This window comes from Myxococcus llanfairpwllgwyngyllgogerychwyrndrobwllllantysiliogogogochensis, from assembly GCF_006636215.1.
GTDB lineage: Bacteria > Myxococcota > Myxococcia > Myxococcales > Myxococcaceae > Myxococcus > Myxococcus llanfairpwllgwyngyllgogerychwyrndrobwllllantysiliogogogochensis.
Window position 1 is genome coordinate 76993 of the sequence record NZ_VIFM01000011.1, and the last position, 13650, is coordinate 90642.

At 70.2% G+C, this 13650-nt stretch carries 11 protein-coding genes; 5 read left to right on the forward strand and 6 right to left on the reverse strand.

From position 1 onward, the window contains the following. Positions 1 to 35 precede the first annotated feature (35 nt). The 4 genes from FJV41_RS04595 (at position 36) to FJV41_RS04610 (ending at position 6619) form a co-directional block, all read left to right on the forward strand. On the forward strand, positions 36 to 998 hold the full coding sequence (locus FJV41_RS04595) for an alpha/beta hydrolase (RefSeq protein ID WP_141641175.1): 963 nt from the start codon (positions 36 to 38) through the stop codon (positions 996 to 998). 105 nt (positions 999 to 1103) lie between these two features. Further along, on the forward strand, positions 1104 to 1961 hold the full coding sequence (locus tag FJV41_RS04600) for a hypothetical protein (protein WP_141641176.1): 858 nt from the start codon (positions 1104 to 1106) through the stop codon (positions 1959 to 1961). 129 nt (positions 1962 to 2090) lie between these two features. Beyond that, positions 2091 to 3023 carry an ABC transporter ATP-binding protein gene (locus tag FJV41_RS04605; protein WP_141641177.1) on the forward strand — a complete coding sequence of 311 codons (933 nt, stop codon included), beginning with the start codon at positions 2091 to 2093 and terminating at the stop codon, positions 3021 to 3023. Further along, positions 3020 to 6619, forward strand: coding sequence for an ABC transporter permease/M1 family aminopeptidase (locus FJV41_RS04610; protein WP_141641178.1), 3600 nt, complete (start codon positions 3020 to 3022; stop codon positions 6617 to 6619). The genes FJV41_RS04605 and FJV41_RS04610 overlap by 4 nt, the downstream gene beginning before the upstream one ends. Positions 6620 to 6678: 59 nt before the next feature. On the opposite strand, the gene FJV41_RS04615 is transcribed toward FJV41_RS04610, so the two are convergent. Then, the gene (locus FJV41_RS04615; RefSeq protein WP_141641179.1) at positions 6679 to 7233 is read right to left on the reverse strand and encodes a hypothetical protein; all 555 of its coding nucleotides are present in this window, start codon (positions 7231 to 7233) and stop codon (positions 6679 to 6681) included. 346 nt (positions 7234 to 7579) lie between these two features. Between FJV41_RS04615 and FJV41_RS04620 the strand changes: the two genes are divergently transcribed. Further along, positions 7580 to 8242 carry a hypothetical protein gene (locus tag FJV41_RS04620; RefSeq protein ID WP_141641180.1) on the forward strand — a complete coding sequence of 221 codons (663 nt, stop codon included), beginning with the start codon at positions 7580 to 7582 and terminating at the stop codon, positions 8240 to 8242. 14 nt (positions 8243 to 8256) lie between these two features. On the opposite strand, the gene FJV41_RS04625 is transcribed toward FJV41_RS04620, so the two are convergent. The 5 genes from FJV41_RS04625 to FJV41_RS04645 all read right to left on the reverse strand — a co-directional run. Next, the gene (locus FJV41_RS04625; RefSeq protein ID WP_181790386.1) at positions 8257 to 9195 is read right to left on the reverse strand and encodes an acyl-CoA desaturase; all 939 of its coding nucleotides are present in this window, start codon (positions 9193 to 9195) and stop codon (positions 8257 to 8259) included. A gap of 142 nt (positions 9196 to 9337) precedes the next feature. Continuing rightward, positions 9338 to 11074 carry a caspase family protein gene (locus FJV41_RS04630; protein ID WP_141641182.1) on the reverse strand — a complete coding sequence of 579 codons (1737 nt, stop codon included), beginning with the start codon at positions 11072 to 11074 and terminating at the stop codon, positions 9338 to 9340. Between the two features lie 46 nt (positions 11075 to 11120). Next, positions 11121 to 11975 carry a hypothetical protein gene (locus tag FJV41_RS04635; RefSeq protein WP_141641183.1) on the reverse strand — a complete coding sequence of 285 codons (855 nt, stop codon included), beginning with the start codon at positions 11973 to 11975 and terminating at the stop codon, positions 11121 to 11123. 17 nt (positions 11976 to 11992) lie between these two features. Then, the gene (locus tag FJV41_RS04640; RefSeq protein WP_174457066.1) at positions 11993 to 12679 is read right to left on the reverse strand and encodes an RNA polymerase sigma factor; all 687 of its coding nucleotides are present in this window, start codon (positions 12677 to 12679) and stop codon (positions 11993 to 11995) included. Positions 12680 to 12692: 13 nt separating this feature from the next. Then, on the reverse strand, positions 12693 to 13650 hold a 958-nt coding region (locus tag FJV41_RS04645; protein WP_368773766.1), incomplete at its 5' end, for an RCC1 domain-containing protein.

A 13650-nucleotide genomic window follows, 5' to 3' on the forward strand; every position in this document is an offset into this window, starting at 1 on the left:
CTTTGGCTGAGTGTCGTTCCGAGGAGGACCTCGTCATGGCGAAAAATAGCACGAACGTTCGGGCGAAATTGGCGATGTGGGGTGTGCGGGCGGCGGCGTTGAGCATGGGGGCGGTGGCGCCGGGGCTGACGGCGGCGTGGGCGGACCGGATGTTCCGGACGCCTCGTCGGCCGCATCGCTCGAAGACGGCGGAGGCGGTGCTGGCGCGGGGGCAGCCGCGGATGCTGACGCTGGGGGGCGAGGAGGTGGCGGTGTGGAGCTGGGGCGTGGGACCGCGCGTGCTGCTGGTGCACGGGTGGAGCGGGTACGGCGGGCAGCTCACGGCCTTCGTGGAGCCGCTGGTGTCGGCGGGTTTCTCCGTCGTGACGTACGACGCGCCGGGGCACGGGCAGTCGTCGGGGAGGACCAGCTCGTTGCCGGAGATGGCGGAGTTGGTGGCGGACGTGGCGCGGGCGACGGGTGGGCCGTACGCGGTGATTGCGCACTCGCTGGGCGCGGCGGCGACGGCGGTGGCGATGCGGGATGGGCTGAAGGTGGGACGCGCGGTGTTCGTGTCGCCGCCCGCGGACCCCCGGGGCGGCATCCAGGCCTTCGCGCGGGCGATGGGGCTGACGGATGGCGTGTGGATGCGGATGGAGCAGCGCATCGAGGCGCACTTCAACGTGCGGCTGCGTGACCTGGCCCTGCCGAACTTCGTGCGGCTCTTGGGGCACGTGCCGCTGCATGTGTTTCACGACGTGGGAGACCGGGAGGTGTCGGTTGTCGCGGGCGAGTCGGTGGCCAGCGCCTGGCCGGGCGCGCGGCTGACGCGCACGCAGGGGCTGGGGCATCACCGCATCCTGTACGCGCCGGAGGTCGTGTCGCAGGCGGTGGACTTCCTCATGGAGGGGAAGCCGGAGACCGCGTGGCCCGACGTGGGGCTGCTGGCCTCGGCGTCCGCTTCGGCCTCTGCTTCGACGGCGTCGCGCGCGTCACTGCGGTTGGTGCGGCACTCGTGAGGTGACGCGGCTGGCGCCGTGTCGTTCTGGAGGTGCGAGGGTGATTCTGTCGGGGCAGGCCCCGCGTGCATGGCGTCGTGAAAATGTTTGGCTATAAGTGCGCGCATGTCCCGTGAAGAGAACGCCCGCTACTTCGAATCGATTCGCCCACGCAGTGCCCTCGCGCCCTTCAAGCTTTGGATGAAGCTGTTGCCGTTCATCCTCGTTGCCTACGTCGCCGCGTATTTCATGGTCACTGGCGGCAAGACGCCGAAGCTGCCATCCACCGAGGAGCTGAGTCGGTCCGGGTCTCAGTTGGGCTTCGTCTTGCTGGTTGGAGGCGTGCTCGCGGTGGGTACCCTGGGCTCCATCTTCTGGAAGGGACTGTCGGCGCGCCGCAAGATCAACGCGGCCTTTCTGCATCCCGACGTGAGCGCCCTGCTCGCCGTCTACGAACAGGTGTACGCGTCGAGCAGCCGGTTTCCGGATGTCGCCTTCTACCGAGCGAGCTCCCGCGCCCTGGCCCATGCCTGCTACGGTGACGCGGCCTCCGCGCGCCGGGAGCTGGCGAGCGTCGACTGGTCAGCGCGTCCCCCTGTCATCCGCGCGATGGAGCGAGTGGGTGAGGCGAGCATCGTCATGCTGTGCGAGGACGACCCCGCGCGAGGGCTCGCGCTCGCGAAGGAGGCCCTCTCCATGGTGGAGTTTCCGAGCCCGGTCGCCGGCTCGGACGAGGGGCGCGCCTACTACGAGATCTGCGTGGGTATCGGCGAGGTGCTCACCGGCACGGCCACCCCCGACTCGCTCGCGGCGCTGGAAGTGCACAACCAGCAGACCAATCTCCCCGTGGCCTGGCTGATGAGCGCCTGGGGACTTCGAGTGGCTTCCGCGCGTGCGGGCAACACCGTGGGCGCCGAGGTGTTGCGCAAGCGGCTTCAGAAAGATGCGCCGCACTGCGCTCCGCTCCATCGAATCCCCGGCTGAGGCCCCGGCAAGCCCGCACCGGGGCGCCACGGTGCGTCACCCAGGTGTGCGCGTGACGGACACCGCGAGCCCCTGCGTTTCCTCGCACGTCCCGTGAAATGAGCACAGCCCTCCAGGCGTACGGGGGGCATGCTCTCCCTCCGCAATCTGGTGAAGGTGTACCCGGGCCCGGTGTCCGCACTGCGTGGCGTGGACCTGGAGATACCGCGTGGGATGTTCGGGCTGCTGGGTCCCAACGGCGCGGGCAAGTCCACGCTGATGAAGATTCTGTCAGGCCTGCTGGAGCCCACCTCCGGTGAGGTGACGCTGGATGGACTGGACATCGTCCGCCACCCGGAAGCGCTCCGGCCCCACCTGGGCTATCTGCCGCAGGAGTTCGGCTTCTACCCGTACCTCACGGGCGAGGCCATGCTGCTGTACCTGCTCAAGCTCAAGGGCGTCACCGCGCCGCGAGGGTTGAAGTCATTGTGCGCGGAGCTGCTGGAGCGTGTGAACCTCACGTTCGCCGCGAAGCGCAAGGTGAAGGAGTACTCGGGTGGCATGCGGCAGCGGCTGGGAATCGCCCAGGCGCTCGCGGGCAACCCCCAGCTCATCATCGTGGACGAGCCCACCGCGGGCCTGGACCCCGAGGAGCGCCTGCGCTTCTACCGGCTGCTCGCGGAAGTGGCGAACGAGCGCACGGTGCTGTTGTCCACGCACATCGTCGAGGACGTGGCGATGCTGTGTCCGCGCTTCGCCGTCATCCGGCAGGGCCGCGTGGTGGCGATTACTTCGCCCTCCGAGGCGAAGACCTCCATCCAGGGCACCATCTTCGAAGGGACCGCCTCCGCCACCGAGCTGGCGGAGCTGCAGCGCACCCGCCGCGTCACGCAGGCCGTGCTCTTCGAGGGCCGCAACCGCGTGCGCATCCACTCGACGGGAGGCGATGTGCCCGCGGGCTTCGAGCGCGTCACGCCCACGCTGGAGGACGCCTATCTGCTGATGATGAAGGACACGCGCGAGGCCTCCGCGACGTCGCAGCAGCCGCCCGTCGTGGAAGCCGCACGAGAGGTGGCACGATGAACGTGGCCCGTCTGGGCACAGTGGTGCGCACGGAGCTGGCGCACCAGATGCGCCGCCCGCTGTTCGTCATCCTGTTGCTCGTCACCTTCCTCTCGGTGTGGGGCCTGTCGTCAGGCAACGTCACCATCGAATCCGGGGCCAGCCAGGTGGGCGGGCAGAAGGCCTGGGTGACGAGCGAGTTCGCCGTCTCTCAGACGCTCCTGCTGCTCATGTTCCTCCTCTTCAGCTTCTTCGTCTCCGTGGGCGCGGGCATGGGCGTCATCGCCGACGAGGAGGCGCGGGTGGGCCCCCTCCTCCACACCACGCCGCTGACGCCGCGCGAGTACGTGTGGGGCAAGTTCCTGGCGGTGCTGAGCGCGTACGGGGTGGCGCTCGGGGCGATGGTGCTCTTCCTCGTCTTCTTCCACCACGTCATCCCCGCGGGCGAGAACGCCGAGTATCGCGGCCCGCTGTCGTGGCTCAACTACGCGCGGCCCGCGCTCTTCTTCGGCCTGTCCCAGTTGGTGTTCATCGCGGGTGCGGCCTTCGCGCTGGGCGCGGGCACGCGGCGCCCGGTGCTCGTGTACTTCCTGCCGGTGGTGCTGATGTTCGTCTGCGCCTTCTTCCTGTGGAGCTGGTCTCCCGGGTGGTTGGACCCTCGGGTGAACCGGGTGCTCCAGGCGCTGGACCCCGCGGGCATGCGGTGGCTGAGCGAGACCTGGGTGAAGGTCGACCGAGGGGTCGCCTTCTACAACGCGGAGCGCGTGGGGCTGGACGCGCTGTTCGTCCTCAGCCGACTGGGCTTCATCGCGGTGGGGCTGGGCGGCGTGGCGTGGAGCGCGCGGCACGTGGCGCGAGGCCTGCGTGGCGCACCGGTGCGCGGCGCGCATGGCAAGGCGCTGGCGGACATTCCCCTGGCGACGCCGGATGGCGCGGCGCGCGAGGAGACGCCGCTCGTGACGCTGGGCATGCGAGCCCATCCTCCCGGGGCACTGTCGGGCCTGTGGGTGGTGGCGCGCGCGGAGCTGCGGGGCCTCCTGTCGCAGCCGGGGCTCTATCTGTTCATGCCCATCATCCTGATGCAGACGGTGGCGAATGCGCTGAACAAGGTGGGCCCGTTCGACACCTCGCTCCTGACGTCCCCGGGCTTCTTCGCGGTGAACACCATGGGCGTGGCGTCCACGCTCGCGTGTCTGCTGCTCATGTTCTACACGGTGGAGTCGCTGGAGCGAGAGCGCGCCTCGGACCTCGCGCCCATCCATGACGCCGCGCCCGTGCGCACCGTCTCCGTCCTGCTGGGCAAGGCGCTCGCCAACAGCCTCGTCGGAGTGTCCCTGCTGGTGGCGACGGGGCTCGCGGGCATCATCGCCCAGCTCGTGCAAGGCCAGGTGCCGCTCTCGTTGTCGTCATACGTCCTCGCGTGGGGGCTCTTGTTGCCCACGTTCTTCGCGTGGACGTGCTTCGTGCTGGCGGCGCACGCGGTGGCGGGAGGGCGCTTCGGCGCGTATGGCGTGTCGCTCGCGGCGCTGAGCCTCACCGGTTATGCGGCGGTGCGCGGCCACCTCCACTGGGCGACGAACTGGCCGCTGTGGCGCGCGGTGCAGTGGTCCGACATGGGGCCCTTCGAGCTGGACAGGACCGTGCTCGTGCTCAACCGCGTGGGCGTCCTGGGGCTCGCCGCCTTCTTCACCGCGCTGGCGGTGCGGTGGGATGGGCGGCGCGCGGCGGACTCGGTGAGCCTGCTGGAGCGCATCCGCCCCGGGGGACTGTTGCGCGGCGCGTGGCGACTGACGCCGTGGGCGGTGGTGCCCGCGGTGGCCCTCGTGGCGGCGGCGGTGCAGGTGGGGCAGGGCTGGCAGGGTGACGCCGCGAAGAAGCGCGCGAAGGAGTACTGGCAGAAGAACCTGGCCACGTGGCTGGACGCGCCGCAGCCGGCGATTCAGGACGTGGACCTGGAGGTGGAGCTGGACCCGGAGGGCCGCGCCTTCCGCACCCGAGGCACGTACACCCTGGTGAACCGACGAGACAAGGCGCTGAAGTCCTTTGCCCTCACGGGCGGAGACCACTGGGAGGATGTGCGCTGGACGGTGGATGGAAAAGACGTCACGCCCGAGGACCGCTCGCGGTTGTATGTCTTCAAACCCGAGGCGCCGCTGGCACCCGGCTCGGTGGTGCGAGTGGGCTTCGAGTTCCATGGCGAGTTCCCCAAGGGCGTGACGAAGAGTGGCGGCAAGGTGGCGGAGTTCATTCTCCCCTCCGGCGTGGTGCTGACCAGCTTCGGGCCGAGCTTCGCGCCGGTGGTGGGCTTCCGCGACGACATCGGCGTGGACAAGGAGGAGAACCGGTACGAGCCGCGCGTCTACCCGGACGACTTCTACGTGGGGCCCACGGAGGCCGCCTATGGCACGGGCACGCCCTTCACCACGCGCATCCGCGTGACGGGGCCGGCGGAGTACACGCTCAATTCGGTGGGCGTGCTGGAGAGCGACGAGGTGAAGGACGGACGTCGTGTCAGCGTGTGGCGCAGCGACGCCCCGGTCAGCATGTTCAACATCGTCGCGGGCCGCTGGGCGGTGCAGCGCGGCGAGGGCACCGCCGTCTTCCACCACCCCGCGCATGTCTACAACGTGGAGGCCATGCGCCGCGGGCTGGACGCGTCACGCCGGTACTACTCGGAATGGTTCCACCCCTATCCGTGGAAGGAGCTGAAGCTGTCCGAGTTCCCCGGCCTGGACACCTATGCGCAGGGCTTCGCCACCAACATCACGTTCTCGGAGAGCATCGGCTTTCTCGCGCGCAGCACGCCGGAGTCGAATGCAGTCCTGCTGATTACCGCGCACGAGGCGGCGCATCAGTGGTGGGGCAACATGCTCATCCCCGGCAAGGGGCCGGGCGGCTCGGTGTTGTCGGAGGGCATGTCTCACTATTCGGCGATGAAGCTGATGGAGCAACTGGACGGTCCCCGGACGCGGATGGAGATCGCCAAGCGACTGGAGGAGCGCTACGCCAGGGAGCGGCACGTGGACGCGGAGCAGTCGCTGGTGAAGCTCGACGACTCGCGCGACGGCGACAACACCGTGCTCTACGACAAGGGAGGCTGGGCGTTCTCGATGCTGGAGGAACTGATGGGCCGCCCGGCCATGCACGCGGGAATCCAGGCGTTCCTCCAGAAGTACGTGGGCCATGAGGACCACCCGGTGCTGCAGGACTTCACCACGGCGATGCGCCCCTTCGCGCCGGACGCGGCGGCCTACGACGTCTTCGTCCAGCAGTGGTTCCACGAGGTGCATGTCCCGCAGTACCGGCTGTCGAATGCCCAGGTGAAGCAGGAGGGCGGACAGTGGGTGGCCACGGTGACGGTGGAGAACGTGGGGGACGGCCGCATGCCGGTGGAGGTCGCCGCGGTGAAGGGCGAGCGCTTCGCGAAGCGGCCGGACGCGAAGGCTCCGGACGTGCAGTCACCGGATTACCGCGAGGCGCGAAGCCGCGTGGTGCTGGGGGCAGGTGAGAAGGCCGACGTCACGGTGCGCTCCGACTTCCCGCCCGAGCGCTGGGTGGTGGACCCCGACGTGCGCGTGCTCCAGCTTCGTCGCGAGCAGGCCGTGGTGACGCTGTGAGGCGGTGAGCCCGGTGGACCGCGCTCCCGTGCTGGCCTGGAGCGCGGTCGCCGGATGACTCAGGGGTGCGTGACGTGGAAGAGCCGCGTCTCGACGCGGGGCAGGGCCTCCGCGCCCGTGCGCGTTCCGGTGAGCAGCAGGGTGAAGTCACCGACGATGGGCAGCGGGGAGCAGCGCACCGTGAACTTTCCCTGGAGGGTGAGCTGGAGGGGGCCATTCGGCTCCCGGCTGCCTCGCCCGGAGGTGACACTCAGGTCCGCCGTGCACTTGCTCTCCTCGTCGAAGACCGAGCACGCGCCCTCGCTGATGAAGAAGGTGTTCTCTCCGGTCATCGTCGCCCGCAGGTCCCGGTCGCAGGTGAGGGACTCGGAGCGCAGGCTCAGGGCCGTCTTGGAGCCGGAGGCCTCCGAGATTCGCACCGTGTCGTCCAACTCCCCGGTCTGGGTCTCTCCGTTGAAGGTGGCGCTCAGGGTGCCCGTGCTCTCATAGGCGCCCGTGACGTTGGACCGATGGTCCGTCGTGGTGTCGTCGCCGTCGTCGCCTTCCTTGTCGTCATCACCACCACAGCCACCGAGCACCAGCAGCGCGGACGCCAGCAGCATTCGCATGCGCATCACTTGGACTCCCTCCATCCCCGGATGAGTGCCTCCCCGTGGGAAGGCTCGGGCGGGAGTATCTTGATGCCCGGTGCATCGCGCAACGTGACGAGTCCGTGGGCCCGCCGTCCCGACGCCATTCGCGCGCTGGCGGACAGTGCTCGGTGTCACGGCGTGTGGAGCGGGGTGGATGGCGCGCTGTCAGCCTGTCACGCGGCGCGCGGGCCTTCGTTGACACGATGTCGTGGGGAGGGGTGCTCATGAGCTGAGGCTCCCTCTGGAGTGAGGTTGTGCACGCCCATTGCACAAGGGGAGTGGGTCGCTGGACGAGCGTGCCAGGGACGTCATTGGGGGATGTCCAAACATGAAGCCCATTCACATGCTGTGTCTGACGTTGCTGTCGTCCGTTGCCGCTCACGCCCAGGAGCTGAGCGCCGGACCGTCCGTCTCGCCCGCGCGCAAGACGGTGCTGGGAGTCTCCGTCACTCCCGATGAACTGGGCGTGGTGACGCTGGAGGGAGAGCGGGTGGTGAGTCCCCGCGTGTCGGTGGGCCTGGGGTTGCGCACCGGATTCACCCAGCAGAAGGGTTGGTCCGACTCCCTGGTGTCAGGGGAGCGGGAGAACGAGGCAGGCAGCTCCACCTTCGTCCTGGGCGTCGGTCCTCGGGCCCGCTTCTTCCTCGTGGGAGACGCGCCCGAGGGGCTGTGGGTGTCGCCGGGATTGGAGGTCACCCGCTCGTGGCGCCGCTTCGAGATAGAAGGACAGGCGAGTCTCAACGACAACGAGCAGCGCATCTGGAGCTTTGGCGCGACGGCGATGCTGGGCTACACCGTCATCCTCGGGCGAGGCCTCGTGGTGCAGGCGGGCGTGGGCGCGGAGGCCCGGCACGATTCGAGTCAGTACACGAGCAACGTCACGGCCAAGCCCGGGTACGAAGGGCTGTTCCCCGTGGGCGAGCAGTCGAACGAGGGTCGCTCGTGGGTGATTGACGAGCGGCTGGCGTTGTCGCTGGGCTGGGCCTTCTGAGTCGTCGCGTGGCGCTACACCGGTAGACCGTGCGCGCCGTCGCGTCGGCGGAGGCACCTGCGCGGGTGTTTTCGGGGGCCGGGGCGTCGGTGCGCTCCGGGGCGAAGCGGCAGGTTCCCCATCGTCTTCACGTCATGCACGAGGCCCAGCGTGGCCAGCGCCTTCACCGTCCACCAGCCCGGATCCGGCTGTCGCCAGCCGAAGCCCATCTGGGCCGAGCTCGGGTAGGCGTGGTGGTTGTTGTGCCACGACTCACCCATGCTCACGAGGGCGAGCCAGCCCGCGTTGCGTCCCTGCTCCGCGCACCCGGGGAGCGCGTAGGGCTGCTCTCCCTCCACGTGGCTCACGTAGTGCACGAACCAGAAGCCGTCCTGCGTGAGCGCCAGTCGCACGAAGACACCCCAGACCACCCACGCGGGACCGCCCGCCGCGTACAGCACGAGCGCGAGTGGCACCTGGAGCCAGAGCCCGGCGCGCTCCAGGGCGATGAAGAAGGCGTCGTGCTCCAGGTCGGCGTCCACGGCGGGATAGACGCTCGCGTCTCGTGCGTGCCACGTGCGGAAGAGGGCGTGGGTCATCGCGCTGAGGAAGCCGTCGCGGTAGCCGAAGTATTCGGGGCAGTCGGCCTCGGGCTGGTTCTGGTGGAAGTCGCGCAGGTGGTGCATGCGGCTCATGCCGAGGGCGCCGCCGAGTCCCGCCAACGTGCCGATGAGGCCCAGCGTCCGCTCCACCGTGCGCGGTGCGCGGAAGGCCCGGTGGATGAGGCCGCGGTGGATGCCCACCGAGACGCCCAGGCACATGGTCACCCCCGTGAGCACGGCGAACACCGCCACCGCGCTCCACGAGAAGTACAGCGCGCCGCCGACGAGTGCGCCCAGGTGGAGAAGGCTCCACCGGAGCACCTTGCCCGCGTCCCACCGTGCCTCGCCCCACTCCGTGCTCTCCGCGTTCATGTGCCGCCCCTTTCGGAGCGGGGCCAATGCAAGCGCCCTGCCAGGGATGCACGGGCCTGATTCCAGGGACTTGAGCGGGCGCGAAGGCGCCACTGTCAACGGCGTTCACAGCGTGCCGCGCACCGCGTGGACGGTGAGTCGCTCAGCGCTCCAGCCCCAACTCCACGCCGGGAATCCAGTGTCCGCGACGGTGCCCATCCACCCGGACACCGTCGAGGTCCATGCCCAGCGCGCCTCGCACGGCGAAGTCGCCCGCCCTCCAGCGCAGGCCCGCGGCGGCGCGCGCGGACAGACCCAGCGAGTCGCCTTCTCTGCGGCCGGGCTTGTCCACCACCGTCATCAACCAGCCCACGCCCACCTCCGCGAATGGGGCCAGCGTGCCTCGGCCGTTCAGTCCGCCCATGGCCAGTACGGACACGCGCTGAAGCGTGGTGTTGTCCACCCACGCATCCGGTGCGAGCGAGTAGCTGGCCCGCGCGCCCCACCGGACGATGCCAGGGCCCGGCACGCGCCAGGCCAGCGACAGTCCGCGTGCCACACCACGACCTCCCAGTGGCGGAGCGCCGAGCGTGAGGCCCACCTCCAGCCCCAGGGAGTGCGGCAGGCTCGATGGGTCTCCGGGTGTCACCGGATTGGAGAAGTCCACGATGGGCCCTCCCGCCGAAGCGACATAGCCCTCGTAGAAATCGCGTCCGAAGGGGAGGGCGAAGAGGCCCTGGAGCAGACTCTCCTCGGCGGCGCCGCGCTGGGCCATCTCGGGAGGTGAGGGGCGGGGCAGTCGTCTGGCCTTCAGGTCCGCGAGCCGCACACGGGCTTCACCTCCGGGCGTACGCAACCAGTACGCGTCGCGCTTCGGCAACGCGAGGACCAGGGGCTCTCCCTCGGACTGATGCGCATCCGCGAGGCGCACGCCATTCGTGTCCTCCACGGAGATGCGCGCGCCCCCGGGCGTCGCCGGCAGGTCGAGGCGGGGACCCTCTGGAATGGGGCCGATGAGCGCGCGCGAGGGATTGAGCATCGGCGGGAAGGTGCGCAGCGCGAGCCTCGCCTGCGGAGACTTCACGCCCCGGATGGCGGCGGCGACGAAGGCGTCGAGCTCGCTGTACTCGACCTGCCCGTCACCGTTGACGTCCGCGCCACCCAGCAGCGCCGAGCGCGCCGCATGGCTGAAGACACCCGCGCGGATGCGAGACCACTCATGCGTCTCGCCTTCGTTGCTCTCCGCGAAGATGGCGCCCACGCTGGGGTGGCCCGCGAGCTGCTCCTGCTCCAGTGCGCGTCGCAACCTGCGGAGTACCAGCGGGTCGGCGCCCCGGCTGCCCACGACGCCAGCCGCGTGGCAGGCATCCACCAGCAAGTGGACATAGTCCGCCTCGATTCGCTCCACGACCCGGGTGTACAGGCCCTCCTGGTCCAGTCTGCCGTCGGCGAGCGTGAGGTAGGCGCGCGCGGACTCACCGGTGCGCCCATGGCCCACGTAGACGAACAGGAAGTCCACGGTGCGTCCGGCGGCGCGGTCCGCCGCGTTGAGTTGGGCCAGCGAGGCCACGGCTTCATCGAGCGCGGCGAGCGTGGGCACGCGCACCCCCGTCAATCGCTCACGCTCCGCCTCGGCGGTGTCGGCATCGGCGACGGTGAGCAGCACTACCTCTACGCCCAGCCGCTGGAGTGTCTCCATCCAGCGCACGCCGTCATCGTCCGCGTAGCGCAGGGGAGGCATGCCCGGGGAGTCGCTTCCGTTGTAGGCGACGACCAGGGCGCGCCGCACGGGAGGTGGTCCCGAGGATGAGGTCGCCGGCTCGGCGAGGGACACCGTCGCGCAGCAGGCGAGCCACAGGACGACGACACCGCTGGGCACCGGAACCGTGCTGGGTCTCATGGTGTTCCTTCCGCGAACACAGCCGCGTCTCGATGGAGCCGGTGGCTCATGGCTTCCCCGCAATGCGGACGCGATGCTGCACGCGCACGACGTCTCGGACGGGTTCTCCGCGCGCGGCGGCGAGCGCGTCGGACGCGCTGCTCGCGAACACGGCGGTCAGCTCCACCTCTCCCGTGTCGGGCAGTCTCGGCGTGAGGTCCAGCGCCGCCTCCGCGCCCGGAGACGCCTTCACCTCGAACGGTCCTTCCACCTTCAGCCCCTTGTCGGTGCGCACCGTCACCACGACATGCGTGTAGGGCGCACGTGCCCCGGCCGCGAAGGCCAGCGCCGCGCCGGCGGGACAGTCGCCCTGACCTCGGACCTCCCGAAGCTCTGCTTCCGCTGGCACGCAGAACAGTCGCATCACCGTCGCGCCCTGCCCCTCGCCTCGCGCGCCCCACTCCGTCGTGTCGCTCGGCAGGCTCAGCCACAGCAACCCCGCCGCCGCCATCAAGCTGACCACCCACGCGCCGCCCACATGCCCCAGCGACGGCGAGTTCCACGCCTGAAGCACCCGGGCCCACAGCCTCCGCGCCAGGCTCCACGGCTCCCCCAGGTCCTTGTGCAGCCGGTCCGCTCGCGCCGCCTGTCCCGAGGACTCGGTCGACGGCTCCCTCTCCACGGTGGCGAGGACCGAGGCCAGCCCGCGCGACTCGAGCGACGCCAGCTCCCCCGGGGTGGGCACGGTGACGGTGTCGCTGGCGAACATGCGGCGCAGGTTCATCACCCGCTCGTAGCGCGCTCCACACCGCGCGCAGCCGCGGGCATGACGCAGCACGCGGCTCCACTGGCGAGGAGGCAGGACGCCCTCGTTGGCGAGGTGGACGAGCTGTCGGTCCACGTGCTGGGTGAACAGGGCCATGGGGGAACTCACTCGAATCAAGGCACGAAGAGGGGGAAGAGGAGCGCCAGCACCGCGGCCGTGGCGGCGGCGGAGGGCAATGCATCGGGCGAGTCAGCGGTGAGCCAGCCTTCGTTGAGGAGGAAGTCGGTCATCGCGCGGCGCAGCTTCGTCTCCCGCGTCCGCAGCTCCTGTCGGGACAATCCCAGCACCAGCCCCGCGCGCTCCTGGGACAGGCCCTGCACGAAGCGCAGGTCCGCGAGACGACGGGTCGCCTCGTCGAGTCCCGCGAGGAAGCGGTGCACCAATTCGCGCGTCTCTGCTTCCAGCGCGCGGTCCTCGGGCGAAGGAGCGTTGCTGGCCAGCCGCTCCGCCGTCGGCGTGTCATCCAGCGCCACCGCCTCGCGAGCGATGCGCCCCGCCGCCCGCAGCACATCCACCGCCGCCTGCCGCGCCAGCGCGTTGAGCCAGATGGAGTACGGCCGCACGCCGTCATAAGTGAGCCGGGCCTGCTCGCGGAATGCGCGCACGAAGGTCTCCTGGTGCGCGGCCTCCAAATCCAACGGCCCCACGCGCGCCAGGCCCCCAGGTCCGCGCGACACGTACGTGCGCGACAGGAACCGCGCCACGTGCCCGGAGTAGGCCCGGTACACGCGGGTCAACGCCCCCGGCTCTCCCCGGCGAAAGGCCTCCAGCAACAGCGGGTCTTCCCTCAACAGTGACATGCCGTCCTCCCTCTCAGGGGGCCCCAAGCCCCTGGACCACGGCCGGCTCCACGCGGTCCGACTGCGTCCCATCACCCAACTGGCCCAAGGCGTTCGCGCCCCAGCACCGCACCTGTCCATCCCGCATCACCGCGCAGGTGCTCGTCGCTCCGGCCGACAGGTCCACGACGTCGTCGCCCAGGGCCGTGACCTCCACGGGCGCCGCGCGGTGGATGCGCGTTCCATCCCCCAGCTGTCCGTCGCCATTGAGTCCCCAGCACCGCACGCGACCTTCCGCGTCCAGCGCGCAGGTGAAGGAATTGCCCGCGCGCACCTGCCGCATGGTCGACGACAGCCCCACCGGCCGCACCGGCGTGACGCTGTCCAGCGCGGTGTCATCCCCCAACTGCCCTTCGCGATTGAATCCCCAGCACTCGAGGTCGCCCATGCCCACGCGCGCGCAGGTGTGGCTCAGGCCCGCAGTCAGCGCGCGCACCGGCCCGCTCAGGCCCCTCACCCGCACCGCCCCAGGCTCGGGCGTGGGATTGGCGAGGCCATTGCCCAGCGCGCCGTACGTGTTGTCGCCCCAGCACCACGCCTCTCCATCGGCGGTGGCGGCGCAGGTGTGGTTGGCGCCCGACGCGAGCACCGTGAGGTTGGCGGGAAGTCCCAGCACGGGCACGGGCCTGGGCGCCTTCCCCGCGTACGCTCCGCCGAGCTGGAAGAGGTTGTTCTCGCCCCAGCACATCACCTGTCCCCCCGCGTGCAGCGAGCAGGAGTGCCCCAGCCCCGACACCACCGTCACCGCGTTGGTGCCCGCGCCCGGCACATCCACCGGCTCCAGTGCGGCCATCGTGGTGTTGTTGCCGAGCTGTGCCAGGGAGTTGTCCCCCCAGCAGCGCACGGTGCCCCCCTCCACCACCACGCAGGTGTGTTGTCCCCCGACGGCGAGCGCGAGCACGCCCGAGCCCAGCCCCCGCACGTCCACCGCC

Coding starts and splice junctions, on each gene's coding strand:
- FJV41_RS04640 (WP_174457066.1), bottom strand. CDS start 12,679: ATGTCACTGTTGAGGGAAGACCCGCTGTTGCTGGAGGCCTTTCGCCGG.
- FJV41_RS04625 (WP_181790386.1), bottom strand. CDS start 9,195: ATGAACGCGGAGAGCACGGAGTGGGGCGAGGCACGGTGGGACGCGGGC.
- FJV41_RS04620 (WP_141641180.1), top strand. CDS start 7,580: ATGAAGCCCATTCACATGCTGTGTCTGACGTTGCTGTCGTCCGTTGCC.
- FJV41_RS04610 (WP_141641178.1), top strand. CDS start 3,020: ATGAACGTGGCCCGTCTGGGCACAGTGGTGCGCACGGAGCTGGCGCAC.
- FJV41_RS04635 (WP_141641183.1), bottom strand. CDS start 11,975: ATGGCCCTGTTCACCCAGCACGTGGACCGACAGCTCGTCCACCTCGCC.
- FJV41_RS04600 (WP_141641176.1), top strand. CDS start 1,104: ATGTCCCGTGAAGAGAACGCCCGCTACTTCGAATCGATTCGCCCACGC.
- FJV41_RS04605 (WP_141641177.1), top strand. CDS start 2,091: ATGCTCTCCCTCCGCAATCTGGTGAAGGTGTACCCGGGCCCGGTGTCC.
- FJV41_RS04615 (WP_141641179.1), bottom strand. CDS start 7,233: ATGCGCATGCGAATGCTGCTGGCGTCCGCGCTGCTGGTGCTCGGTGGC.
- FJV41_RS04595 (WP_141641175.1), top strand. CDS start 36: ATGGCGAAAAATAGCACGAACGTTCGGGCGAAATTGGCGATGTGGGGT.
- FJV41_RS04630 (WP_141641182.1), bottom strand. CDS start 11,074: ATGAGACCCAGCACGGTTCCGGTGCCCAGCGGTGTCGTCGTCCTGTGG.